A 26,154-nucleotide genomic window follows, 5' to 3' on the forward strand; every position below is an offset into this window, starting at 1 on the left:
TATAACGTTGTTGCAGGGTAAAATTGTAGTGACATTTGCTTTTGCCTGTTTTAAAATAAGTAATTTGACCCTTAATTATAAATTAAGCCTGTAATTCATGCCCGGCCGCTTTAGATTATTATTCGTTGCTTTTTTTGCTTTATTGTGTGCCTGTAAGCATAACGAGGTGAGGCAGATTCCTGTAAGCGACTTTTTTAAGACGCCCGAGAAAAGCTTTTTCAAAATATCTCCCGACGGTAAATTCGTATCGTACCTAAAGCCTTATAAAGATAAGCAAAATATCTACATCAAATCGTTGCAGACAGGGGCCGAACAAATGGCCACCGCTTATACCGATTACTCTGTTCGCGATTATTCGTGGACGTACAACAACCAGATCGTATTTACGCAGGACATCATCGCCAGCGACGAATTTAGGGTGTTTACGCTTGATGTAGCCAGCCTCAAAATAAAAAACCTGCTTAATTTGGATAAGGTACGTATCCGCATCCTCAACCGCAACCGCCTGCAGCCAGATGTGATCACCGTAAGCATGAACAAGCGCGACGCCGCCAACTTTGATGTTTACCGTATGAACGTAAAAACCGGCGAACTGAAGCTTTACATTCAAAACCCGGGCAATGTTACCCGCTGGTACCCCGACCCGAACGGTGATATCCGTTTGGTAAAAGTGTCTGACGGGGTGAACGAAACCATCCTGTATCGCGCTAACGAAAAGGCAGCCTTTAAGCCCATCATCAAAAATAATTTTAATGATAGGGTAGAGCCCGTTGCTTTTACCGGTGAGAAAAATTATTTCTACGCATTATCCAACGTAGACAGGGATAAAACAGCCGTGGTGGTAATAGATGCCGAAAGTGGTAAAGAGGTGAAAGTGATATACGCCAGCACAACAGCAGATATTATGGACCTGGCCTACTCCAAAAATAAACGCCGCATTGAGTATGCTTACTGGGACGAGGCAAAGCCCCAAAAGTATTTTTTAAATAACGAGGTTGAAAAGCTCTACGGTAATATTGCGGGTAAGCTAAAGGGGGATGAGATGAACATTGTTGACCGCGATAGCGCCGAAAATAAATTCATCATCAACACCTATACGGATAAAAACCCGGGCTCTTATTACCTGTACGAAAAGAATGGCGATAAGCTTACCAAGCTGGCTGATATTTATAGCGGCATAAATCCTGATGAATTTTGCACCATGCGGCCCATTAGCTTCAAGGCATCTGACGGGGTTACGCTTAATGGATACTTAACAGTACCAAACAACAGGCAACCCGAAAATTTGCCCGTGGTGGTAATGCCGCATGACAACATTTGGGGGCGCGACTCGTGGGGGTACGATGCCGAGGTGCAGTTTTTAGCTAACCGGGGCTATGCAGTGTTCCAGGTAAATTACCGGGGCTCGGCAGGCTATGGCAAGGCCTTCCGCAAGGCGGGCTTTAAGCAGGTAGGCGGCAAAATACAGGATGATATTACCGATGGTGTGCATTGGCTTATAGCTAATAAAATAGCCAACCCAAAAAAGATAGCCATTTTTGGCGGCGGCTTTGGCGGCTTCTCGGCACTGTACGGCGTGTCATTCCATCCCGATCTGTATAACTGCGCGGTGGTAAAATACGGGCTCATTAACTTTTTTACCTACCTTAAAGATGCCCCGGCCTTTTACAAGCCATTTTTAAAAATGACTTACGAAATGATTGGCGACCCCGAAAAGGATGCCGAGCAGTTGCGTGCCATATCGCCGGTTTTTCATACCGACAAAATTAAAAGTCCGTTGTTGATATTTCAGGGCGCTAAAGACCCCCGTGCAAACATCAGCGAGCTAAACCAGTTTGTGCGCGAATTAATGAAACGTAATGTGCCGGTTATTTACCGGCTAAAGGAAAACGAGCGCGCATTTTTCAGGAGCGAGCACAATCGCATGGAGATGTATGCAGAAATAGAAAAATTCCTGGATACAAACATGCAGGGTAAACAATAGCCGCTATGAAGGCGCAAAACAAAATTTATCGTACCAATTTTTCGCTGATAACGGCTTTTTTGGTACTGATAACGGTAACGCTCATCATCGCCATATTTGTATCGTACAAGCTTACTTCCAAATACGTAGAGAATGAGTTTGCCTCCAAAAAGATTGAGGTGCTGGAGCAAACCATCAGGCCCTACAACGACTTTTTTTTTACCAAGATCCCCGAAATTACCTCCTACCAGGGTTTTTTAGATTCGGCATCGGCAGCAAATTACTCGGCAACAGTTTTTAGCGCTTACCCCTTTGTGCGCAAGGTGCTTTTTTATGATATCCAGATAGGTAACCCCGGCGAAAATAACCACGACGGTATAACGGTAAAGGCTATTTTTCGCTATAAACCCAAAAACAACGGCATTGCCGGTGTAAAGGATATGAGCAGCGCCAACGACGATGATTTTAAGCAGATGGCGCTTAAGCTAAATACTTTTATCAGCGTGGCCGATACCTCGCGGCTGCCCACGCAGGACGAGATCTTTAAAACCTTTTATAATGTTAACCCCGATAAAATAAGTTACCTCAACATTCCCCGAAGGGAGGATATCCGCATATACCGTGCCCTGCTGCGCAACAAGCGAAGCGATGGCTTTGGCAAGCAAAATATGATGACCTTCTCGCTCGACCCTCATTTTTTGGAGGTGGATAATACCCACAAAGAGCTGTACCAGGAGGTAACCATACAGCCCGTGGTGTACGACCCGCTGGATGTGGCCAAAGAAAAAGTGATCACCGAAGCGGCGCTGCCGGGAGCTTTCTCCAACTTTAAGCTGTACTTCAGCTCGGAGCGGGCGCATGTGAATAAGGAGATAGACCGACGGTATTTACCCATAGGGGCCATCCTGATGCTGATCTATTTTTTCCTGGTACTTATCAGTTACCTTATCTATCGTAATTTAAACGTGAATTTAAAAGTGTTTAAGTTGCAATACGATTTCATCAACAACTTTACCCACGAGTTTAAAACCCCGGTAAGCGTTATAAAAATTGCAGGCTCCAACTTGCGCGGCGATGCCGAACTGAGCGAACGCCAGCGTAAGCACTATGGTAAGATACTGGATGAAGAGGCTGATAAGCTGAACGAGCTGATGAACAAGCTGCTATCCTTTACCCAACTGGAGAACCGCTCTATCAACGTAAAGCGGGAAGAGATAAAGCTGCCCGATTTTGTAAAGGGCTACATTGATACCTTTAAAATTAAATACCCGGATTTTAAGCTGGAGCAACAGGTAGAAGTTGCCAAATTCAACAGCGACCCGGTGCTGCTGGGCAGCGTATTTCAGAATTTGATGGAGAATGCCTATAAGTACTCACATCCCGGAAAAAAGGAATTATTCATCAGTATAAAACAGGAGAAGCGTAATATTGTATTCTCTTTTGCCGATAAGGGAATTGGGATGGAAAAAAACGAGCAGGGCGACGTGTTTAAGAAGTTTTACCGGATTGAGAACCAGTACAACCAAAACGGCAGCGTGGGCTTAGGTTTGGCCTTTTGCAAAGAACTGGTAAACTTTATGGGCGGTACCATTGCGCTGAACAGTAAGATAAATGAAGGTTCGACGTTTATTGTTACATTGCCGATGGAAAATTAGCGCGGCGGCGGTGGGGACACCGCCTCTCAGGGATAAAAAAAGTTGACAAAGTAGGCGGTGGGACACCGTCTACAGGAAAATAATCCCCCGGTGGCGGTGTCCTCACCGCCACCTATAAAAGACAGGTACTTTTTACGATATAAAAATGAACAAGGAAATTAAAATAGCGCTGGTAGAAGACGACGAAAACCTGAGGTTTTTGGTGGCCGAGCGCCTGCAAAGCGAAGGGTATAAAGTTTTAGAATCTGCCAACGGTATAGAGGCCGAAAGTATGATATTGCTGGAGCAGCCTGATATTGTGTTGCTGGATTGGATGCTGCCCGGCAAACAAGGCTCGGAAGTATGCGCCAACCTGCGCGAAAAGGGCTTTGATAAACTGGTAATTATGATGACCGCCAAGGCACAGGATATTGATAAGATAGGGGCCTATAATTTTGGCGTATCTGATTACATCACCAAGCCATTTAATATGGATGTGCTTGTGGCGATGATAGACAGCAAAATAAAATTCTCGCTGAACAACGAGAAAACCGAATCGCACAAATTCGGTAATATGGAGCATCTTCCCAATACCCACCTGCTCATCCGCGATGGCCGTAAAACCGAGCTGACCATTTTAGAGAACCGGATTTTACTTTACTTTTTGAAGAACAAAAACAAAGTAATAAACCGCGAAGAGCTGATGATGGAGGTTTGGGGCTACAACGCCGATGTAAACACCCGCACGCTGGATATGCACATCGTTCGCCTCCGTAAAAAGATAGAGAACAACCCCGATTCGCCAACCTACCTGCAAACGGTTAGGGGGATAGGGTATAAGTTTGTTTATTAGGGATTAGAAACCATTTGCCGGAATTTGGCTAAGGTGATAACCTCGGTGCTCTTATGCTTCATAACATCTAACAGTAGTTTATCGCCTGTTACCAGGTAGTCGGCTTTCGATGCGTCGCATAAAGCGAAGAGATAATTATCTTTTTGATCACTAACTATCGATTCGATCTCTGAAAGCTCGAAATTTAAAGTGAATGTGAAATAGATTTGGAAGAGTTGCTCTATATCTAACCTATTAAAATATTTTTTGAATTTTTTACGTTGAGAAACCTCTGAAATTTCATTAAAAAGTTCGGTGCAACCAGCCGTATTTATCTGGTGTTTTTTAAGGGAGTAGAGTAACGATAACTTTCTGCTTATTGCAAGTGTCATCCAAATATTGCAGTCTAAAACAACAATCATCGCGATTTTTCAGCTCTCATAAGGCGAATTTCCTCGACTATTTCATCCATAGAAGGGACCTCACCCGGCACATTTCTGCTGTCAAACTCGTTTACTAATCTTTGAGCTTCCGTTTCCACAATCACCCCCAACTCCTTCAGTAAGGATTTAACCAATTTGGATTTCTTTTCAGGAACTTGTATCGTTAATCTTTCCATACTCAAATATAACGAAAACTAAATCTTATTTCTTATACATTCTCGTCCCCACAAAATCCTTAAAAAACGATTTTGCTTTTATAAGCGAATAACCCAGTCGTTCAAATTCCTTACCCACATCCGGCAGGCGCCATGATTCCACCCTGCATAGCATTTTAAAAAACAGCAGCATACTTTTCAGCAATGCAAACTGCCACCATTTGCCGGTTAACTGGAAATCGGTATTCAGCCACAAGCCGCCGGGTTTTAACATTTGATGGATGTGCCGGAGGGTTGCCGGTAAATCCTCCTGTTTATAATTATCAAAAAGGAAGGGCGTAATGATGACGTCGAAATGCTCAGGATACTCAACATCTTCTATCGCTTTATTAATAAAGTCTACTTGGTTCGCACCCGGATCTCTTTTGCGCGATAAGGCCATCATTTTGGCAGAGATCTCTACGTAAACAATGTTTAACCCGGTTGGATGCACTTTCGCTATTTCTTCCAGGATCCAGCCCGTGCCTCCGCCTATAATTAAAACCGCAGCACCAGCGGGTATTTGCGGTAAAAAGTAAGCTTGCGCATTAACCAGCGCCCCGCTAAATACGGCGCGCGACAAGCCATCATAAAAAGACGCGGAGTTATCGTAATTGCTTGCCATTGATGTTTTTCTGAAGCGTATTTGTTATATTTAGCTAAATCTAAAATCAAACCCTATGAAGGCATTATATCTTAAACCTGTGCTGCTCGTGTTGGTTTTATTGGGCACGTATAATGTGTTTGCCCAGGCCCCCGCAGATGATAAATATAACCGTAAAGAAGTGATGATAACCATGCGCGATGGCATTAAGTTGTTCACGGTGATCTATACCCCAAAGGACCAGCACGAAAAACTGCCCTTTCTGATCACCCGCACACCCTATGGCGTTGCCAAAAGCCGCAGCCCGGAGCGCGGTTCTTATGTTAGAGACCTGGCCGAAGATGGTTATATATTTGTAGCACAGGATATTCGCGGCCGTTACAGATCTGAAGGTGCTTTTGAGATGCAGCGCTTCAGTCGCGATAAAAGCAAACCCAACAGTATCGACGAAAGTAGTGATACTTATGATACGGTAGACTGGCTGCTAAAGAACATTGCTGATAACAACGGCAAGGCCGGTATGTACGGCATCTCGTACGATGGCTGGACCGCCCTCATTGGGGCCACAGACCCACACCCGGCCATGAAGGCGGTATCTGAGCAGGCCACACCATCAGATATGTTCCTGGGCGATGATTTCCATCATAACGGTGCATTCCGTTTAAGCTATGGTTTCGAGTATGCCTTTATGGAGGAAGCCTCTAAAACCGATACCCTTTACCAGTTTGGTACCTATGATACATACGACTGGTATTTAAAACTTGGTCCGCTTTCCAATGTCAACAAAAAGTATTTTCACAACAAACTGCCCAGCTGGAACGACTTTACCAAACACCCCAATTACGATAGCTTTTGGCAAAAGCAGGCGATGAAATTTCGTTTGGATCATCCGCGAATTGCCATACAACACGTAGCCGGCTGGTGGGATCAGGAAGATTTTTACGGTCCGCAGAAAGCTTACGAAGTGCTGGAGAAGCAGGACAAGAACAATCAGAATTACATTGTAATTGGCCCCTGGAATCACGGCGGATGGGCCGGCGGCAACGGCGATAAACTGGGTAATATTAAATTCGGCACCAATACCGGAGTTACCTTTCGCAAGGATGTACAGGCGCGCTGGTTTGCTTACTACCTGAAAGATAAGGGTGATGGCAAATTTGCCGAAGCCATTACCTTCCAAACCGGCAGCAACGAGTGGAAGAACTATAGCAAATGGCCGCCCGCCGAATCGAAGATCAAAAATATCTACTTCCATAGCAACGGCAAATTATCGTTTACGCCGCCAACCGCTGCCGAGAAGGAAGCCGACAGTTACGTATCCGACCCGGCCAAACCCGTGCCTTATCGCCCGCGTCCTATCGAAGAAACCTATGGCCCCGGTTCCCGGTGGTTTACCTGGCTTACCGAGGATCAGCGCTTTGTAGATAACCGCCCCGATGTATTGAGCTGGCAAACCGATACTTTAACCAGCGATGTAACCATCACAGGTAATATTGCTGCAAAACTATATGCCTCAACAACAGGCAGCGATGCCGACTGGGTAGTGAAACTGATAGATGTTTACCCGGCGGAATATAAACAGGAATTAAAAATGTCGGGTTATGAATTTATGATAGCAAATGATGTGTTCCGCGGCCGTTTCCGCAAAAGTTTTGAAAAGCCCGAGCCGATAACACCCGGTAAAGTGGAACTATACACCATCGACCTGCACGGCAGCAACCATGTGTTTAAGAAGGGGCACAGGATAATGGTGCAGGTACAAAGCACCTGGTTCCCCATCATCGACCGTAACCCGCAGAAATACGTGCCCAATATTTTTGAAGCAAAGGAAAGCGATTACACCCCGGCCACACACAAGGTTTACCATTCGGTGAAGTTTGCATCGGCGGTAGCCTTGCCGGTGGTGGAGTAGGGGAAGTTTCACTACAACACCTCAACACGTTGTCATTTCGAACGAGCGATAGCGAGGAGAACTATCTCTTGAACGCAGTGAAAAAATCTTATACGCGGTGCAATTCGATCATGCAAGGCGGTAGTGCATAACCACATGCGAAGCGGTTATAGTGTGCCGCAGAAGATTTTTTCACTGCGTTCAAGAGATAGTTCTCGTCGCTGCGCTTCCCTCGAAATGACAATAGGTTTTTTAACCCGGAAAAATCAAATTAAACACCACCAGCACCACATACTGCAACACCAGCACGCCATCTAAATAAAAGAAATAATAATACTCATTCTTTTCCCATTTAGAGCGGAAGATGAGCCAGCCCATGAGTACGGCGGTTAGCGTGAGCGCGAAGAAATCTAAATTAAACCCGTTATTGCGGAAAAGGAACAATAGCACCACGTATCCGACAAGCAGCACCTGGCAAAACAGGTAGGCGTTTTTTTCGCCCCAGGCAACGGGGATGGTTTTTAAGCCGGACTGGCGGTCCTGGAACAGGTCGCGGATATCAAAGGGCACAGTTAGGGCTCCAATCAGTAAAAATCGCTTGGCTATCAGTATCATAGTATCGCGCATGGATACATCCGCCAGGTGTAGGTTCTCGGCCTCTAAGATCGGTAGTAAAACGCAGCTCAGCGTCCATACCAACGTAATGAGGATAGGCTTTAAGCCCGGGATATTACGCAAACCAAACTTATGCTCGCCGATGGTAAATAGCGGTATACTATAGCAAAAGGAGAGTATCGACAAGAACACCAGCAAGATCCTGGATTCCATCGATAACAAAAAGAACAGAGGTATCAGCGATAGCAGCGACACGATGGTGAAGGTAACCATCAGCCGGTAATGCGAAAAGAACCAGCGCACGCGCCTGTAAGGCGAAGTCTCCGGCTTATCCGGTTTGGAGAGCAGGATACAAAAGTTGTAGATGCCCAATGTGGAAGTGAACAGCAAACCCGTAACCGTTGTTACCGGTTTAGAACCGATGAGATGAAAAGTTACCAGTGCCTGTGCAACCGCGCAAAGCGACATGAACAGGTTACTGAACAGGAAAAAATCAAATGCAGAGCGGGCTAACTTTTTCATTGGCACCGGTATGGTTTGGCCTGCGGATGTTAGGCTTTTAAAGATGGATCTGCCGCGGCTTTTAATGTAAAAATAGTGATCTCCGGCAATATTCCAATTCTGCCGGGGTAGGCTAAAAAGCCGTAGCCAACATTCACATAAATTTGCTGGTGTTTTTCGCGGTAAAGCCCGGCCCATTCGGTGTAAACATATTCTATAGGGCTCCACTGGAAATCGGGCGTGCGCACGCCAAACTGCATGCCGTGCGTATGGCCGGAAAACATCACATCTATCTGCGGATATTCGGGCAATACCTGTGCCCGCCAATGCGATGGGTCGTGCGAGAGCAGGAGTTTCACAGGCAGGTCATCCGTGTTTTGGATGGCTTTATCCATGCGGCCATATTTGGGGAAACGGCTCATTTCGCCCCAGTTGCCAATACCCAATATACCAATTTCTTCGTTGCCAACTTTTATGCGGCGGTTTACGTCTATCAGCAGGTCCCAACCGAGTTCTTTGTGGGCAACTACCATATCGGCAAGGTTTTTTGCTTTATCGGCAGGAGAAGGCCAGTGGCCATAATCGCCATAATCATGATTCCCTAATATAGAATAAACACCCAGCGGTGCACGTACTTTATCAAATACATCCATATAATATTTCACTTCGGGCGTTTGGCCGTTTACCAGATCGCCGGTAAAAAATATTACATCGGTTTTTTGTTTCATCAGCATTTCTATGCCGGCCCTCATCTGCCATTTGCTGTGAAAACTGCCCGAGTGGATATCCGAGATCTGCCCTATCCGCATCCCATCAAAGGCCTTTGGCAGGTTGGGCAGGTAAAGGTTTACGTGTTCCAGCTGGTAATCGTACAGCCCCTTGCTCATGTTATGCTTAATGGCGTAAAGCGGGATGGCACCGGCAAGCAAACCGGCCTTCATTAAAAACTCCGAGCGCGGGATAGAGCCAAACAAAGCGGTTTCTGCCTTTACAGTTGTTGTTTCGGCGGCAGGCTCCGGCTTTTTGTTTTTACGGATGAGGTAGATGATAAACCTGCGGGCATCATCCACCAGGATAAACAGTACGTAAAAGATCTTGAAGATAAAAACGATGAAGAACAGGAACAGCAGGGCGCCGCGCACACCTACACCACCAAGCTTTACATAAATGCTGATGAACAGCGCCGCTACTAAAAACAACGATGATGCCCAGTAAAAAAGCTTAAACCATTTTTTATGGATGAACTTTGTTTTCTTGAACGCAGTTTGCAGCCCCCGCAAAATATAGTAGTCGATGGCTAACAGAACGATGATGATGAGAAGAGTAATTAGCGGGCCCTGCATTAATTTAAAGCTGGTGAATAAATTGCGTTAGTAACGGTCGTCGTCTATGTCCAGATCGTCGTCGTCGGGCTGCAAGTTAAACAAGCTATTGAACATATCCGAAAAAGCGAAGCCATTATCTAAAAATCCTTTGTTCAATTGCGAAAACTCTGCCAGCCCGTGCAAGATAAATTCCTGCAATAATAACGACTGGTTCTCACTCAGGCTCGGATGGAATTTCTTCACAATATCCTTTAGTCCCGGTACAGCGTTCAGCAGTTTTTTGTACTCCTGCGCAGGTAGGCCATCTACCAAAGCAATGCTGTTACCATCGCCAAACCAATTGATGATCTCGGCATAAGGGTTCACACCTTTTGCTTTCTTGGCCTTCTCCGGATCGGGGAAAAATTGCAGTAGCAGTGTTTTTATGGCTTTGCCGATGAGGATATTGGCCACCTTGCCGGGGCCTTCTAACTCGCCTTCGTATACCAGCTCTATCTTGCCGGTGATAGCGGGGATAACACCCAGGAAATCGGAGATGCGCACAAAGGTGCTGCTTTCGCCATTGATGATCATCCTGCGTTCGGCATTGCTGATCAGGTTTTCGTATGCCGAAATAGTTAAACGTGCCGATACGCCCGATTTTTTATCGATATATTCTGATGCACGGGCCTCAAAAGCAATTTGCTCCACCAGGTCTTTTACCAAACCATCGGCCTCTACATTAGTGCGCTGCTCTTTGGTAAGCATGGCTTCCTGCTGGGTTATCTTGCGCGATATCTCTACCGTGCGCGGATAGTGGGTAAGGATCTGGCTTTCGATACGATCCTTTAACGGTGTTACGATAGAACCACGGTTGGTATAATCCTCCGGGTTGGCGGTGAACACGAATTGCAGATCTAATGGCAAACGCAGTTTAAAACCACGGATCTGGATATCTCGCTCCTGTAAAATATTGAAAAGCGATACCTGGATGCGCGCCTGCAGATCGGGCAATTCGTTGATCACGAAGATGCCACGGTGTGCGCGCGGGATCAATCCGAAGTGGATCACGCGTTCATCCGAATAGGTCAGTTTCATGGTAGCCGCCTTTATCGGGTCAACATCGCCAATTAAATCGGCAACGGTAACATCCGGCGTAGCCAGTTTTTCGGTATAGCGTTCGCTGCGGTGTACCCAGGCGATCGGGGTGTCATCGCCTTTAGTTTCTATCACATTATGCCCATACCAGCTGATAGGCGCCAAAGGGTCATCAAATAATTCCGAACCCTCGATATACGGCACATACTCATCCAGCAAGTTCACCAATAAGCGCGCGATACGGGTTTTTGCCTGCCCGCGTAAGCCTAAAAGTAAAATGTTGTGGCGCGACAGGATGGCCGTCTGCAGATCGGGGATAACCGTATCCTCAAAACCTACGATGCCTTCAAAACCGCCTTCTTTATTTTGTAACTGGGTGATCAGATTAGCCCGCAACTCATCTTTAACAGATCGGCTTACATAGCCCGTTTGCTTTAGCTGACCAAGTGTTTTTATATTTTTATAGTTCATTCTTCTGATTTGAAAATTTGATGATTTGGTAATTTGAAAATTTGGTGATTTGAAAATTTGAAAAGGAGTTAGCATCTTCAAATTTTCAAATTGGCACATCTTCAAATCACCTCACGTTCTTCCTTCTGTTCTTCGCGTAGTCCTCAAAAATGTATTCGCCTAAGTTATTCAGCGAGCTATAAAAAGCCTTGCCGCCATTAGTTTCGGTAAATTTACGGACAAACTGCTGCAGGTAAGGGTCCTTCGCTATCATAAACGTGGTGATAGGGATCTTCAGCCTTTTGCATTGTGCGGCCATGTTCAGCGTTTTGTTCACCACTTTCCTGTCCAGCCCGATGCTGTTTTTATAATACTTGGTGCCTTCCTTTAAGCAGGTGGGCTTGCCATCGGTTATCATAAAAATTTGCTTGTTGTGCGTTTTACGGCGGCGAAGCATATCGGCGGCCAACTCCAAACCGGCGTAGGTATTGGTATGGTAAGGACCAACCTGTAAATAAGGCAGATCCTGCAAAGTTATGGGCCAGGCATCGTTGCCAAACACCACAATATCCAATGTATCCTTAGGGTATTTGGTGCGGATCAGTTCTGCCAGTGCCATTGCCACCTTTTTGGCGGGTGTGATACGGTCCTCCCCGTAGAGGATCATGGAGTGCGAAATATCGATCATCAGCACGGTAGAGGTGAGGGTTTTATAGTCCATTTCCTCCACTTCCAGGTCGCGCTCGGTCATCATAAAATCGCCGCCGATGCCGTGGTTCACCTGGGCGTTCTGGATAGATTGCGTCATGTCTATCTGGTCCAGCGCGTCGCCAAACTCAAATTCGCGGCGCTCGGCGTTCTTTTCATCGCCCTGCCCGCTTTGCGGCGAACGGTGATTGCCCTTACCCGATTTTTTTAACTTGCCGAAGATCTCCTCCAATGCCGACTGCCTAATACTCTGCTCCGTTTTGGCCGTAATGCTGATCTCGCCGCTTTGGTTGTCTTCATTCAAATAACCTTTTTGCTTCAGCTCGTCGATGAAATCGCCCATGCCATACTCATCATTGGTAAGGTTGTATTGCTTATCCAATTCGTTTAGCCAGGCCAAAGCTTCGCCCGCATCACCGGCGGTGTAGTTAAGCAGCTCCAGGAATAATTTTAGTAATTCTTCAAATCCGCCTTTGGGAATTTGGTTGGGTTTAAACTTTGAAAATCCATAACCGCGCATGTTGTACCCTTTCTTAGTATAAAGTAACGGATTATTTTACTCAAAAGTTTGGGGTGGAAATGAATTAAAAGGAATTGTTAGGCTGATATGACAAAGGACCGTCTGGACCGGGATTTTTGCGATTTATACGATAGGCAGGATTTTGATTTGCATGCTTATGGTCTGAACCGCTGATTTTAATGATTAAGTGATTTCGTTGATTAGGGGATTTGTCAGGAGGCCTAACGAAGCCCTTTCTAAATCGGCCTTGCCCTGTTCGGCAACCACTGAAACTGCCCCGGCACAACCTTTGATAGAACAGGGCGCAGCCGAGAGTTTTCTTTGGTTACTTTCTTTTGCGGAAAAAGAAAGTAACATCCACAGGCTGAAGCTAACTCACTACCGCCCCTAACGGAGAAATACAGAACGAAGGGATTCGAACCTCAAACGAAGTGTCGCCTCTCCAGAAAAACGGCTACGAATCCTCCCGATACTTCCCCGCCCATAAATGATTAGGCTTCAGATACAGCAGGTCATTTTTAAAATCGAGGATCATATTGAAGCGTTTCAGCAGATCGTTACCCAGGTTATTTACAGGGAAACCAGCCGGATTGCTGCTGCCTAAAATAGCCGTGGGGATATTGGTTAAAGTAAGCCCATTGATGGTGAAGGCCGGGGAGCGCACTATTTTGATCTCGAATTTCACGCCTCTCGGGTTGCTGAGTACCGTTGTGCGGATAAGCTTTAAACCTTGCGAAAAATTGTACCCGGCTGCCCAGGCGCTATCCAGTATAATGGCCTGGTCGGAACCGGTATCAAACAAAAAATTGCCGGGGTATTGTTTGCCTGCCATTGGGAAGCCCCCTTTGGCCACTATGAAAGAACGCATCACCTCAAATGCTGATCTATTATAACCTTTCGGCGCTTTAAACGGACCGGAATGGATCACCAATACATTAAGGTCGTAATTAACTTCTATGGCTTTACCCTCAAACAGGTTCCAGCCGAAGCGGCCGTCCATATCGTGCGCGGTAAGGCTGGTGGGGACCACTTCGGGGTTGGTCCACACTATATTACTCATTTGCAGCTTAAATACTTTAGCCAAATTGTTATAGTTTGGCGCGGTTGTACCCGCCGCAACACCGGCTTGCCCGGCCAACAGTTTGGTTTTCTTAAGGATGGCGTCTTTAGTTAAACGGAAATCCCAGCTGCCGGTATCAAAATGCAGCGTAAGGGTATCAGTATTGTTGATGATTGCTTTTACCGCGATGGCATTGTAAGCCGTAAGCGTAAAAGGTATGGTATCTGTTTTTGCAAACCGGCTTTGCTGCTTATCCTCCGGCGGTATGGCGCTGGCAATTTGGGTGAAGCAGGAATCGACACCATTAAGCAGCACCACAAAGTTGAACTTTGTACCGGGCTTCACTTTTACGCGGATGGAATCGATATCGGTATAAAAGGTAACCCATTTGGGCTTGCGACTGCGGTCGGCCGTAAAAACGTCCAACTTAATTTTGGGCGAAAGCGACCAGGCATTCTTGTCCAGGAAATCGCCGTCTCTGATGGCAACCTTTTTAGATGTAGCTTTAATTACAGGCAATTTTGCCTGCCCGAATGCAGGCGCAATGCACAGCCATGATATCAGGATAAGTATGTACTTCACGAAAACTGCGCTACCACTTCATCCACATTATAAACCGGGTTGGCACCGCGCTGGGTGGTAACGTAAGCACCAACGGCGCAGGCTTTATCCAGCAGGGGCTGCATCGGCGTTTCGTTTAGCAGGCCGGTGATGAAGGTGGCCAGGAACGAGTCGCCGGCGCCAACGGTATCAACCACGTTTACGGTGCAGCCGGGGTGCTCATAAAACGCGTAGTCGTTCCAGATGATGGCACCATGCGCGCCGCGGGTTACGCAGATAATTTTAGTATGGAACTTACTTTGGAACTCCTGGATCTTCTGTTTAAGGTCGCCGCTGCTGCCGTGGATCAGCAGTTCGGCTTCTTCCTCGTTCATTTTTATCACATCCGCGCGGGCGGCAAGCGTTTCAATTTTGCTGAGGGTATAATGCGGCGGGCGCAGGTTTACATCAAATATTTTCAGCGCATAGCTTTCATCAAGCACACGTAGTAAAGTTTCAAAAGTAGCTTCTTCGCGACAGGCCAGGCTGCCGAATACAATGCCGCCAACCGTTTTTGCTGCGGCCTCCAGTTCATTGGTAAACCCGATGTTATCCCAGGACACCGGCTTGGGGATAATATAAGTGGCCTGGTTATCTTCGTCCAGTTCAACCGTTACTTCGCAGGTGGGCAGGTTTTCGTCGCGCTGCAGCAGGTCGCTGTACAAGCCGTTCTCTTTCAGGAAACCGGTAAGCTCCACGCCCGATGGGTCGATACCCACGCTGCTGGCAAACAGTACATTGTTGCCCTGCTGCACCAGGTGGCGCGCAACATTCATAGGCGCACCGCCCGCTTTCTTAACATCGCCAAAGGCATCCCATAAAACTTCGCCGAAGCACAAGATCTGTTTATTCATAAAATGGTGGTTGAACTGAAAGTATAAAGCTAATAAATTTTGTGATTAGAGATCATGTGAAAAATTTCGGAATAGGGATTTAGGAAGTCGGATTTGGTGGATGGTTTGCAGCCATATATCGTGAGATAGATTCAAGAGGTAACAATCAAGAGACAAGACTGCCACTGGTTACTGCCCACTGCCAACAGAATAATGGCGTTCCCGCTGATAGAAGCGGGCCGGGCTATGCAGGGCTCCGCGTTGCTTCGGCCCCGTTGCCTGCGCGCTGGGCTGTCGCGCCGGGGCAAACCCTTACTATCCCTAACGCTGGGGAGGCGGATAAATGGAGTGGTGGCGCGTCATTGTTCCCCGCTCTTCCGGGCGTCCACGCCCGGATGCTGAAAATTTAAGCGTCCTCGCTTAAATTGCCTGAAAATAACAGCTCCATTAAATTAGTCAATCATACCCGTCAGCGTGGACGCTGACAAAGGTTTACAGTCAGGCGAGGACGCCTGACCGGGCGGGGGGTACTTCGCATACGGGCCACAAGCAGGGACACTTAAGGCAGCGGGGGGAGCTGTGAGTGTTTGTTTTTAATGATGACTACAAAGAGTATGTGCCCAAATAAAAACGTCTTTTAAAGACGAGGCTAATCCGCCTATTAGTTCGCCAGACGGATATGCAGCAATTTCTTGTGAAGTACTGGGCGTATGACTTCCAAAATAGCCTGCAATTTTCCGAATCGAGGTAACTGTAGAAAATACGTGTACAGGAATATCTTGGTTAAGATTTAAATACGCAGTAATGTCATTTAAGCGACTGCCAGACGGGGGGACGACATTTCCAAGGTAATCATTGTTGATAATATCCATTAAATGTTCCGCAGTCCGTCTTAATGCTGCAAGGTTATTTACTCTTTGAGCGATATTTAATGATAGATATTTCTTTCCGGTAAACAAATTTGCTAATACGGCATAGGCAGCGTCGTCAAAATGATCTGTTGCAAATCCAAAAATTTCAGGATGTTCCATTAATAATTTAGCGTCATCTGTGCGCATATACTCAATCCATATATGATCAATCAATTCTGCTTCATTGCCTTTCTCAAAGATTGGACAACTGACTTTATTGGACAAGCGTAATTTTAAATCGGCAAAGCCAGTGTTGATGCAATAAGGTAATGTTAAATGATTCTGTCTTTTAAATTCTTCTAAGTCTTGTATAATTTTAATTAGATTCATTTCATCTTCCGTTCCCACAGCCTGACCTTCATGCATAAATGCTCGAGCATCTAAAACAATGAACACATATTTTCGAGGTGATGATTTTAAAAGTTCTAATAATTCATCGGCATTGTCGGTAGCTTTAGTCAGTATCCGTTGTTTTTGCGCTGTAGTCCTAAAACTGGCGGAATAATCTGGTTTATCTTCGTATAATAAAATGTTTATTGCTTTGTCTGGTCGACTCATGGTAAATAAATTTTGAAACGCACTTTAAATTGAGATTCGCTGATTTCTTTTTTATCGGCTAAGTGGAGTTCGCCTTGGTGACTTTCGATTACTCTTTTAATATGGAATCCTCCAAACCCAGTGCCACTACGACGATTAGACGTTTGACCAACCATTTGGAATTTGGCAATATCGAACTCGGCTGGAAAAGTCTTTCCGTTATTTTCCACAATGATTTCGTTATAGTCTTTATTCGCAGTTTTACTTGATATCCTGATGTTAATTAAATTGTCTGCCTTATTTGTTCTACCCTGAAAACCATGTTTAATAGCATTCTCAATTAATCTTTTGAAAAGCACCTCGATTTGATATTTGTCAGCCATAATTTCCCTTTCATCACCAACAATTGTGATTGTACAATTATTGTTTGCAAATACAGGTTTGATAACTTGGTTTAAAAAGTGTTTAAGAGGGATTTTCTCCGGCGCAAATACACCTCCACCTATATTAAGGATTTCTTCTGCTTTTGTTAATGTTTCCTGGGCATCCTTGATCGATGACAACATTCGGTGCATTACGTTCTTAAATAACAAATGGGTTTCGTCACTTGGGTTCTGGCCGGGCAGTAGCGGCACTACATAATCTTCCCAAGATAGCGAATTTCCCGAAGCAATTTTATCCTGCAAAAATTCGTCAAGTGTCGTTACATCCATTCCTAAAGACGATATTGGCTGCTTCAATTCGTGTTTTAGACTTGCTATAATATTATAAAGATCATCTTCTCTCTGTAAATCAACTATCTTCTTTACCTCTTGCAATTTTTTCCCATAAAAAGATGCTATAAAATTACGCTGCTCTTCGATGGGTAATGCGTTAATCTGTATATTGATGAAATCGGTTTTACTATAATGAGGTACACCAATATTGTGTCTTATAGCTTCAATCTGATTAATCACATATTCGCTCTGAAGTTGTGTAATTAAATATTCCGGAAGCAATTGCGATTCGTTGGTTTTTACAACAATAATATTAGGATTACATAACGCTGGACCGCTATATCTATATAGCGATGATTTAAGTTTGCTGCCTACTTTTGCAACGAGTACGGCTTTGTCAGGGATATACCTGGGGCTTTTTGCGAGCAGTTCTTCGTCGCTTATAAAATATTCGGTTTTGGAGTTGTCAATTTCGTTAAGACCAGTTGAATCGATTAAATCGCCCAATTGAATAAATGGAATGCCATGATTTTTGTTTATATTGCTCTTATTTACCCCGGTGCCGGTGTAAATAATTTCGCACAATTCATGAAGAGGTAAATGGTTGCCCCCGCTTGGCATCTCCAAAAGGTAACGCTTAGGACTCAGGTCATAATTTTTGAATGGTATCTCATCGGGGTCGATGTAAATACTATTTTCAATACGATCTTGATTGTGGTATGCACTTTTAATCTCAAACGACCTTGCTTCAAAAGCTTCCACAGTAAGTTTGGAACTGTCAAAAAGGAAGATGCCATTTTTACGTGGTAGAGTCTTTTCTATAATCAATACTGATGTCGAGACAGAAAAATAGGGGCGAAACATGCCACTTGGCAACGATATGACCCCTTTGAGCAAATTTGCATGAACTAAAATTTGTCTTAAAAAAAGAAAATCGCGTTTTACACTGAAAAGAACTCCATCGGGCACCACTATTACAGCTTTTCCCCCCTCCTTCAATAAAGAAACAGTCGATAATATTGCCGCCGCTGTTGCATCGATCATACCATCAAAAGAATTCCAAATGAAGTCATCGAGTAACACAGGGGATACTCCTTTCAATTCATAAATATATTGCTTTTGCCTTATTCCTAAAGGAGGGACGGTTACTACTAGGTCAGCGAATTTATCAGGAAATGGTTTAGCAAAAAAATCGCTGATTTGATAATCAACCTCTTGATAACCATTAACAAAAATATTTAGTGAACCCAAAATACTTGCTGTAAGAGAGATGTCGTTGGCAATTAACTGTGGTGAGTTCTCAAAATTGTATTGATACGCTTGAAGCAACGAACTTGCGGTCCCGGCAAATGGGTCAATTATTAAGCCATTATTTGGAATAAAAAAGAGGGATCCTATGAATTTAGAAAGTACTTGAGGTGACGAATATTGTCCATTATGAAAACTGTCTGCATTTGTAAATTCGTTTATAATATCATTAAAAAAATCTCGGAAGTCAACAGCCGACGGCTTTGGGAAAGATTTAATATCTTGCAAAACTCCCCAAAGCCAATGGCGATCTTTTTCTTCCAATCGTATTATTAAACTAATTAACTCATCACGTGTAATTGGGGCAAGAAATTCAAGATTACTTGTAATAAGTTCATCAATCACCTCTTGACTAGGATAATCTAAAAATCGATAGGGGAATCTGTCGCGCCAGCCAACAAAAAGAGCAATTAAGGCAAGTGGTTTATATTCGAAAAATCCATATTTCCCATCTCTAAAGCGATTTAGAATATGGTAGTATGCATTTTTGAACCTAAGTATATCTTTATCTATAAGGGTAATAAGACCATCTGACGTTACCGTGAAAACGTTAGCATACTGATTGACTCTAGCGGTTATTTGCGTTGGAGTTAGTTGTTGACCATCCTTGCGCTTGTATGATTGCGAAGAGTTAATCTTTTCCGCTACCTCTGAGCTTGTTAAAGCTTGATCAGACGTTGTTAGCAGTTCTTGTATTGCTTCGTGTAATGTCATAAAGGTTCACAAATATAAATATAATTCAGCCTGTGGTCGGTGTTTTCACCGCACCACGCCAATTTTTGTAAATGGCAGCATTCCTGCCGCCGTTCATCTACGCCCAGTGGTCTTGTAGTGGAAGGCATCACGTAAAGTTTTTGAGGAGAACACTAACAACGGTGTGTAGCAGGGAAGCAATTGCGTTTAGAATTTTACAGGCTTGTGCGGTATTTATCTGTTTAAATCACACATGTTCGGGCTTGTTCGGGCTGTTCGCGCCACACCCCGAACGCGAACAAGCTCAAATTAAATCACACATGTTCGGGCTTGTTCGGGCTGTTCGCGCCCCACCCCGAACGCGAACAAGTTCAAATAAAATCCCGCATGTTCGGGCTTGTTCGGGCTGTTCGCCCCCCATCCCGAACGCGAACAAGTTTAAATTAAATCACGCATGTTCGGGCTTGTTCGGGCTGTTCGCCCCCCATCCCGAACGCGAACAAGCTCAAATTAAATCACGCATGTTCGGGCTTGTTCGGGCTGTTCGCCCCCCATCCCGAACGCGAACAAGTTCAAATTAAATCCCGCATGTTCGGGCTTGTTCGGGCTGTTCGCCCCCCCACCCCGAACGCGAACAAGTTCAAATTAAATCACGCATGTTCGGGCTGTTCGCTCCCCATCCCGAACGCGAACAAGTTCAAATTAAACCCGCATGTTCGGGCTTGTTCGGGCTGTTCGCCCCCCATCCCGAACGCGAACAAGCTCAAAACGGAACACTTTGGATACCGGCTTACAAAGGCTTACCGTCGGCCAGTTCCTTCTCGGCCCACTTAATGGCGAGGGCCTCGCGGTAGTGGGCGTATTTCTCTTTAAAAGCCATTTTCAGCAGGCTGTCTACCCCGCCTTTTATGGCCAGGTTGTACAGACTGGCGGCCTTGCGGGTAATGCTGGCATCCCAGGCGCGCAGGCTTAGCGAGTACGAGCCGTCGATGTATTTCATCCAATGCCAGTAGCCAGTTGGCATAAACAGGGTATCGCCGTGCTCCAGGAAAACCTCGGTGCCTTCCACGCCTTCCAGCGCCGGAAACTTTTTGGTATCGGGGTTTTGTACATCGTAATCCTCCAGCGCGTAGGTAGCGTTGGGGATACAGTACAGGCGGCGTTTCCATTTATTCTCGAACAATATCACGTGCTTGCGCCCACCAAAATGGGTATGAAAGATGTGCGGCAGATCGATATCGTAATGCAAAAAAGTAACCGAATTAGAGCCACCGAAGAACATCGCCGGCATACTTTCCAGGAAGCCGCCCATCAGGTCTTTTGGTAAAACAATATCGTCCAGCAGTTGCGGGGCCTGTTTAAATATGTTGAAAAAGAAGATACGGAGTTCGGTAGGTGTGCTGCGGATCAGGTCGATATACTCATCAAACGGCATTTCCTTCGCCGAGGAGTTGATGGGCTTTGATGGGTCGGCCTTGGAGTTATCGTACAGTGGCACAACCTTTTTACCAACTACTTCCTTGAGGTATTCTGGCGTCCATTTCTCGCGGGCGGGCCAGCTTTTGGTAAGGCCTTTTATTACCAGCGGACGGCGCGGCTTCAGGTAGTTCTCGCGGAAATCTTCCGGCGAAATGGTATCAACAGTATCAATAGGGGAAAGGATAAAGCTCATAATGTGCGTATCGGGTTAATAAACTATTAAGCTATAATGTAATAGTTCACCCGAATTTAGCAAAATAACAAAATAAAAATCCGTGCCCCGTTAAAAACGCGTTAAAATTATGTAAAGTTATTGCGGTCTGTTAGAAAGTGAATGGGAACAACGGTTATCGGGCTATATAAAAATAAAAAGTGGTTAGCAGTTGAAAACCACTCACCACTCCCTATTCAACCGCTCACTAATTAATTGGGCATCAGCACGGTGTTCACTACGTGGATAACGCCGTTGCTTTGGTTAACATCGGCAATGGTTACCCATGATTTGCCGCCTTTTTCGTCGACCAGGTAAATCTTTTTGCCATCGGCCATGGCGGTTAAAATACCACCACTAACGGTGTTTAACTCGGCTTTGCCGCCGCCTGCTTTAATTTTAGCCAGCAGGTCGGCAGAGCTTATTTTGCCTGCTACCACGTGATAGGTTAAAATTTTGGTCAAAGCTGCTTTGTTCTCGGGCTTTACCAGCATATCAACCGTGCCCGCAGGCAGTTTGCCAAAAGCCTCGTTTGTTGGCGCGAATACCGTAAACGGCCCGGCAGACTGTAACGTAGGCACCAAACCGGCAGCTTTAACGGCCGCCACCAGTGTAGTATGGTCCTTTGAATTTACAGCGTTGGCTACAATGTTTTTGGTTGGATACATGGCCGCGCCGCCCACCATTTTGGTTTGCGCGTAAGTGTTAGGGGCAATTGCGATAGCTGCTAAAGCAAATGCCGCGATAATAATTTTTTTCATAGGTAGATGTATTATGTTTTTAAGTAATGTACAGGGAGATACGCCGGAACTTTAGCTGCGGTTTTATTTGGCGTTTATGTTGTTACAACAAAAAAGGATAAGAAAGTTTGATACCCTGTGCCCTTAAATTACGTACGGTCGTCGAAAAATAGCGCCGAAGCTATGTTATCGGCGTAAAGTTTCCCCTGTTGGGTAAGGGTGATGGTGTTGTTGGTTTGTATGATACTGCCGTCTTCGAAATACGGTCGGGCGGCTTTTAGCAGTTCGGCTGCCGAGCCTTTGGCTACAGCATTCAGCTTATCCGTGTCCAGCCCCCATATGGTGCGCAGGGAGGTCATGATGTATTCGTTGAGCCGGTTGGTTTCGCTGAGTACTTCTACTTCGGCAGGTACCGTATTCTCCCCTAAAACAGACGCGATATATTTAGCATTATTGGCAATGTTCCATTGGCGGGTGTGGCCATTAAACGAGTGTGCCGATGGGCCTAATCCAAGGTATTTTACCCCTTTCCAATAATTGGAGTTGTGGCGCGAATAATGCCCAGATTTGCAAAAGTTAGAGATCTCGTACTGCTCAAAACCATTGGCCTGCATGGCATCGGTCATCAGTATAAATTGTTCGGCACTTTGCTGCTCGCTCATGGGCAGCTGCTTTTTTTTGCTAATGAAAGCGGCAAGGGCGGTTTGGGGTTCAACCGTCATGCTGTAGGCAGAGATGTGGGGCACATCCAGTTCAAAAACCTTGTTTAGGTTATGTTTCCACTTGGTATTGCTTAGCAGGGGGTAGCCGTAGATCAGGTCGACGGTAATATTCTCAAATCCGGCATCCTGCGCCCGCTTTACCGATGCTTCTGCTTCGGCAGCGCGATGTACACGGTTCATCCAAAGCAGATCCTCATCAAAAAAAGATTGGATGCCAATGCTGAAACGGTTAACAGGCGTTGCCCTTAAACCCGCCAGCTTTGCACTGCCAAGATCGTCCGGGTTGGCTTCCATCGTTATTTCGGCGCCGGTAACTACGGTATGCGTTTGGGTGATGGCATCTATCAGCTGGTTTATTTCCTGCGGCTGTAAAACCGAGGGGGTGCCTCCTCCAAAGTAAATGGTCTCGATGGTTTCGCCTTGCAAGTAATGCTTTTGCAGGGCTAGTTCCTTCAGCAGGGCTTGCAGCATCTCATCTTTATACTTCAGCGAGGTGCTGAAATGAAAATCGCAGTAATGGCAGGCTTGTTTGCAGAAAGGGATATGTAGGTAGATGCCGGCCATGGCGCAAAGGTAAAAAAATAGAGACAGGGGTTTCTTTATTCTGGAGGCCTTTTCACCAATCGCTTTTAAAACAAAACCGCTAACAGCACGGATTTTAGCAATAATTTCAATTGCTTTTAGGCTTGTTCGCGTTCGGCATGCGGCGCGAACAGCCCGAACAAGCCCGAACAAGCTTGATTTTAAGCGAATCACTACTGCATAAGTCTGTAAAATGCTCTTACTTAATTAAGTCAGGCCTTAACGGTGATGGTATGGACAAACGGGGCAACAATAATATCCGCAATTTTGTACGTAACATCAAAATTGCCTATCAAAAAGCCGTTTCCGTCGGCCACTATCAATGCTGCTACCGAACAGGTATAGGTGCCCACCGCAGCCCGCACAGCGCTGCCATTGCCGTATATTATATTTACCGAGGTAAGCCCGCCACCCGTTAGATCGGCTAACGCACTACAGTAAGTTTTGTCGGCAGCTGGTGGCGTTGTGGTTAAGGGCGCTTTATTTACGGTACTGGTTGGCATTGCCATGAACATTTGCCGCATTTGCCCCCTTAAGTTGTCATAATACACTTTCGCACAATCAATTCAATCGTATAAATTTGTTATTACAAATAAGCCCATCATTATGCAAACCACCTCTGATAAAGCAACCCGCAGCGCACTGTTGAAACGCATTAGCACCCTTAACGAAAACTCGCCTGCCCAATGGGGTAAAATGACCGCCTGCCAAATGGTAAAGCATTGCAGGTGCTGGGAAGAATTAACAAACGGAACCTTGCCGGCCAAACGCATATTTATCGGTCGTATTTTTGGCCGGCAAATATTAAAAGCTGTGCTAAAGGATGATAAGCCGATACGGCGAAACTCCCCCTCGGCACCGGAGACGATCATAAAAGATACGCCGGGAGATTTTGACGCCGAAAAAGCCAGGTGGATAGAACTTTTGGAGTACAATGCGGTTAACCCTATACATGGTTTTGTGCATCCGTTTTTTGGAAAGATGACGAATGAACAGATCGGCCGGCTTGCCTATAAACACATCGACCATCACCTTCGGCAGTTTGGTGCTTAGGCAGTGCGCCCCCCATGGCAGATCCATTTGTGTTTAAACATTTAACATATACTTTGCATAAGCCCCAATTATTAAGGTAAATTTGCAGCGCCTTAATTGAGGGATACTTAATGCGCCGGTTTATCTGTTTACTTATATTATGTTTTGCCGCGTGTTCTGCAGTTTTTGCGCAGCAGGATAGTACTGCCGGCGTTGCCGATACCCCGCGGCGCTACGTAAGGGTACAGCGCCCCATGACCGTGCTGGATTCTGTTGCCCATGCCATAGCGCTGGAAGAAAAATTCGTGTCTGATTCGTTATCGATGGTGTACCTGTTAAAACCCGATAGCACACGTATCAGCCTGTTTGTAGATAGCATACTAAAAGCTAATGCTTACACGGGCAACCATTACCTGGATATGGCCGTGCGTGCAAATACAAAACCCAGCATAAAGGGCTATGGCCACGTGCGCCCCGCGCGCGATCCATGGGTTATTGCCATTATTGTAGTACTGATATTGTTTATCCCGGTGCTTAATATTTACTCCAGTAAGGATATGAACAACGTATTCCTTTCTTTTTACAATAAGCGCAGCATGGCGCAGGCAGGTAAAGAAGACAGCCCCATAAACGCCTGGACGTTCATCGGCCTTTTCCTGCTCTTCGGCTTTACTTTTGGCATATTTTTGTATTTACTTACTACAGGCTATTATAAAGTTTATTACCCCATCAGCGGGTTCCAGTTATTCGGCACCTTATCACTGGTTATTATTGGGCTGTTTGCAGTTAAATTCCTGGTGCTAAAGTTTTTGGGCTTTGTATTTGATATTAATAAGCTGGTTACCGAATATATCACGGCGTTGTCATTAACGTATTTTAATATTACTTTTGTTTTTTTACCCGTAGCCCTGTGTTTTAGCCTCATAGCCGATAAATTTTTCCCTTACTTACTGGGCATTACGCTGTTACTTACCATAGTTATTTTTATATGGCAATACCTGCGTAGTAGCGTGAGTATTATTACAAATTTTCAATTTCATAAATTTTATTTATTTATCTATCTTTGTGCCCTCGAAATTTGCCCGATATTGATATTGGTAAAGGCACTTAATATAGGTTTTAAGTAGTTAGTTTTATAACGTATAGCATTGGAAGACAGAAAGAAAAAGGTTAAGAGCATATTAGTTACATTGCCAAAGCCTGAGAATGATAAAAATCCTTACGCTGAACTGGCTAAGAAGCTCAATTTGAAGATCGATTTCAGGTCGTTTATTCATGTTGAGGGCGTACCTGCAAAAGATTTTCGCAAGGAGAAAATAAACCTCGCCGATTTTACTGCGGTTATTTTCACCAGCCGTAACTCCGCTGATCATTTTTTCCGCATATGCGAAGAGATGCGCTTTGATGTACCGGTAGAAATGAAATACTTTTGCCTTTCGGAAACCATCGCCCTTTACCTGCAAAAGTATATCCAATACCGTAAGCGTAAGATCTTCTTTGGCAAGCAAACCGCTGCCGACCTGGCCGAAGTGTTGAAAAAGCACTCTGGCGAGAAATTCCTGTACCCATGCTCGGATGTAGCTGCCGAAGAAACCCAAAAGTTTTTGCTGGATAACGGTTATAACTTTACCCCGGCGGTTCTGTTCCGCACCGTATGCAGCGACCTTAGCGATCTTGCCGAGGTATTCTACGATGTTATCGCGTTCTTCAGCCCGTCAAGCATCCAGTCCTTATACCAAAATTTCCCCGATTTTAAACAAAACAACACCCGTATTGCCGCATTTGGGGCTACTACGCACAAAGCCGTGTTACAGGCTGGTTTAATATTGGATATCCCCGCGCCAACCCCAGCCGCCCCATCCATGACGATGGCTATAGACCAATACGTAAAACAAGTAAACAAATAATTTGTATTTACTACAGCGTTTTTGCAACATTTTTTCAGCAATAGCGTATAACGCTAAATAATTAAA

22 protein-coding genes are annotated in these 26,154 nt (G+C 45.3%); 7 read left to right on the top strand and 15 right to left on the bottom strand.

What is annotated here, in order from left to right:
- Positions 1-166 precede the first annotated feature (166 nt).
- The 3 genes from IDJ77_RS27965 to IDJ77_RS26625 all read left to right on the top strand — a co-directional run bounded on the left by IDJ77_RS27965 (position 167) and on the right by IDJ77_RS26625 (position 4,450).
- On the top strand, positions 167-1,984 hold the full coding sequence (locus IDJ77_RS27965; protein ID WP_191192043.1) for an alpha/beta hydrolase family protein: 1,818 nt from the start codon (positions 167-169) through the stop codon (positions 1,982-1,984).
- Between the two features lie 5 nt (positions 1,985-1,989).
- The gene (locus IDJ77_RS26620) at positions 1,990-3,618 is read left to right on the top strand and encodes a sensor histidine kinase (RefSeq protein WP_191192044.1); all 1,629 of its coding nucleotides are present in this window, start codon (positions 1,990-1,992) and stop codon (positions 3,616-3,618) included.
- 145 nt (positions 3,619-3,763) lie between these two features.
- Complete coding sequence (locus IDJ77_RS26625; protein WP_191192045.1) at positions 3,764-4,450, top strand: response regulator transcription factor; 687 nt, start codon at positions 3,764-3,766, stop codon at positions 4,448-4,450.
- Here the strand turns inward: IDJ77_RS26625 and IDJ77_RS28070 are convergent.
- The 3 genes from IDJ77_RS28070 to IDJ77_RS26640 are packed head-to-tail and all read right to left on the bottom strand — an operon-like array spanning position 4,447 to position 5,691.
- On the bottom strand, positions 4,447-4,851 hold the full coding sequence (locus IDJ77_RS28070) for a putative toxin-antitoxin system toxin component, PIN family (RefSeq protein ID WP_224751250.1): 405 nt from the start codon (positions 4,849-4,851) through the stop codon (positions 4,447-4,449). The genes IDJ77_RS26625 and IDJ77_RS28070 overlap by 4 nt on opposite strands.
- Entirely contained in the window at positions 4,848-5,048 is a 201-nt protein-coding gene (locus IDJ77_RS26635; protein ID WP_191192047.1) for a hypothetical protein, read from the bottom strand. Before IDJ77_RS26635 ends, IDJ77_RS28070 begins: the two co-directional genes overlap by 4 nt.
- A gap of 25 nt (positions 5,049-5,073) precedes the next feature.
- A complete protein-coding gene (locus IDJ77_RS26640; RefSeq protein ID WP_191192048.1) occupies positions 5,074-5,691 on the bottom strand; it encodes a class I SAM-dependent methyltransferase in 618 nt (205 codons plus the stop codon).
- A 55-nt stretch (positions 5,692-5,746) separates the two neighbouring features.
- Between IDJ77_RS26640 and IDJ77_RS26645 the strand changes: the two genes are divergently transcribed.
- On the top strand, positions 5,747-7,582 hold the full coding sequence (locus IDJ77_RS26645; RefSeq protein ID WP_191192049.1) for a CocE/NonD family hydrolase: 1,836 nt from the start codon (positions 5,747-5,749) through the stop codon (positions 7,580-7,582).
- Between the two features lie 231 nt (positions 7,583-7,813).
- Here the strand turns inward: IDJ77_RS26645 and IDJ77_RS26650 are convergent, their stop codons facing one another.
- The 12 genes from IDJ77_RS26650 to IDJ77_RS26705 all read right to left on the bottom strand — a co-directional run bounded on the left by IDJ77_RS26650 (position 7,814) and on the right by IDJ77_RS26705 (position 23,652).
- Positions 7,814-8,698: a UbiA prenyltransferase family protein gene (locus tag IDJ77_RS26650; RefSeq protein WP_224751251.1), complete on the bottom strand. Its 885-nt coding sequence runs from the start codon at positions 8,696-8,698 to the stop codon at positions 7,814-7,816.
- A gap of 29 nt (positions 8,699-8,727) precedes the next feature.
- Positions 8,728-10,020, bottom strand: a complete 1,293-nt coding sequence (locus IDJ77_RS26655; RefSeq protein WP_191192050.1) for a metallophosphoesterase — start codon at positions 10,018-10,020, stop codon at positions 8,728-8,730.
- Positions 10,021-10,047: 27 nt separating this feature from the next.
- Positions 10,048-11,550, bottom strand: coding sequence for a sigma 54-interacting transcriptional regulator (locus IDJ77_RS26660; RefSeq protein ID WP_191192051.1), 1,503 nt, complete (start codon positions 11,548-11,550; stop codon positions 10,048-10,050).
- A gap of 106 nt (positions 11,551-11,656) precedes the next feature.
- Positions 11,657-12,757: a vWA domain-containing protein gene (locus tag IDJ77_RS26665; protein ID WP_191192052.1), complete on the bottom strand. Its 1,101-nt coding sequence runs from the start codon at positions 12,755-12,757 to the stop codon at positions 11,657-11,659.
- Between the two features lie 454 nt (positions 12,758-13,211).
- Positions 13,212-14,399, bottom strand: coding sequence for a hypothetical protein (locus tag IDJ77_RS26670; RefSeq protein ID WP_191192053.1), 1,188 nt, complete (start codon positions 14,397-14,399; stop codon positions 13,212-13,214).
- On the bottom strand, positions 14,396-15,271 hold the full coding sequence (locus IDJ77_RS26675; protein ID WP_191192054.1) for a carbohydrate kinase family protein: 876 nt from the start codon (positions 15,269-15,271) through the stop codon (positions 14,396-14,398). The genes IDJ77_RS26670 and IDJ77_RS26675 overlap by 4 nt, the downstream gene beginning before the upstream one ends.
- A 572-nt stretch (positions 15,272-15,843) precedes the next feature.
- Positions 15,844-16,719: a hypothetical protein gene (locus IDJ77_RS26680; RefSeq protein WP_191192055.1), complete on the bottom strand. Its 876-nt coding sequence runs from the start codon at positions 16,717-16,719 to the stop codon at positions 15,844-15,846.
- On the bottom strand, positions 16,716-19,436 hold the full coding sequence (locus IDJ77_RS26685; RefSeq protein WP_191192056.1) for an N-6 DNA methylase: 2,721 nt from the start codon (positions 19,434-19,436) through the stop codon (positions 16,716-16,718). The genes IDJ77_RS26680 and IDJ77_RS26685 overlap by 4 nt, the downstream gene beginning before the upstream one ends.
- Before the next feature lie 769 nt (positions 19,437-20,205).
- On the bottom strand, positions 20,206-21,087 hold the full coding sequence (locus IDJ77_RS26690) for a cupin-like domain-containing protein (RefSeq protein ID WP_191192057.1): 882 nt from the start codon (positions 21,085-21,087) through the stop codon (positions 20,206-20,208).
- A 230-nt stretch (positions 21,088-21,317) separates the two neighbouring features.
- A complete protein-coding gene (locus IDJ77_RS26695; protein WP_191192058.1) occupies positions 21,318-21,866 on the bottom strand; it encodes a fasciclin domain-containing protein in 549 nt (182 codons plus the stop codon).
- 128 nt (positions 21,867-21,994) lie between these two features.
- Positions 21,995-23,131 (bottom strand): radical SAM family heme chaperone HemW, encoded by a 1,137-nt coding sequence (gene hemW, locus IDJ77_RS26700; RefSeq protein ID WP_191192059.1) that lies wholly within the window; start codon positions 23,129-23,131, stop codon positions 21,995-21,997.
- Positions 23,132-23,361: 230 nt separating this feature from the next.
- A complete protein-coding gene (locus IDJ77_RS26705) occupies positions 23,362-23,652 on the bottom strand; it encodes a hypothetical protein (protein WP_191192060.1) in 291 nt (96 codons plus the stop codon).
- Positions 23,653-23,755: 103 nt separating this feature from the next.
- Here IDJ77_RS26705 and IDJ77_RS26710 point away from each other — a divergent pair, with 103 nt between their 5' ends.
- The 3 genes from IDJ77_RS26710 (at position 23,756) to IDJ77_RS26720 (ending at position 26,088) form a co-directional block, all read left to right on the top strand.
- Complete coding sequence (locus tag IDJ77_RS26710; RefSeq protein ID WP_191192061.1) at positions 23,756-24,202, top strand: DUF1569 domain-containing protein; 447 nt, start codon at positions 23,756-23,758, stop codon at positions 24,200-24,202.
- A gap of 110 nt (positions 24,203-24,312) precedes the next feature.
- Entirely contained in the window at positions 24,313-25,308 is a 996-nt protein-coding gene (locus IDJ77_RS26715; protein ID WP_191192062.1) for a DUF4271 domain-containing protein, read from the top strand.
- A 15-nt stretch (positions 25,309-25,323) separates the two neighbouring features.
- Positions 25,324-26,088 carry a uroporphyrinogen-III synthase gene (locus tag IDJ77_RS26720; RefSeq protein WP_128536268.1) on the top strand — a complete coding sequence of 255 codons (765 nt, stop codon included), beginning with the start codon at positions 25,324-25,326 and terminating at the stop codon, positions 26,086-26,088.
- The last annotated feature ends 66 nt before the right edge of the window (positions 26,089-26,154 follow it).

The organism is Mucilaginibacter pankratovii (assembly GCF_014773265.1).
GTDB classification, from domain to species: Bacteria; Bacteroidota; Bacteroidia; order Sphingobacteriales; family Sphingobacteriaceae; genus Mucilaginibacter; species Mucilaginibacter pankratovii.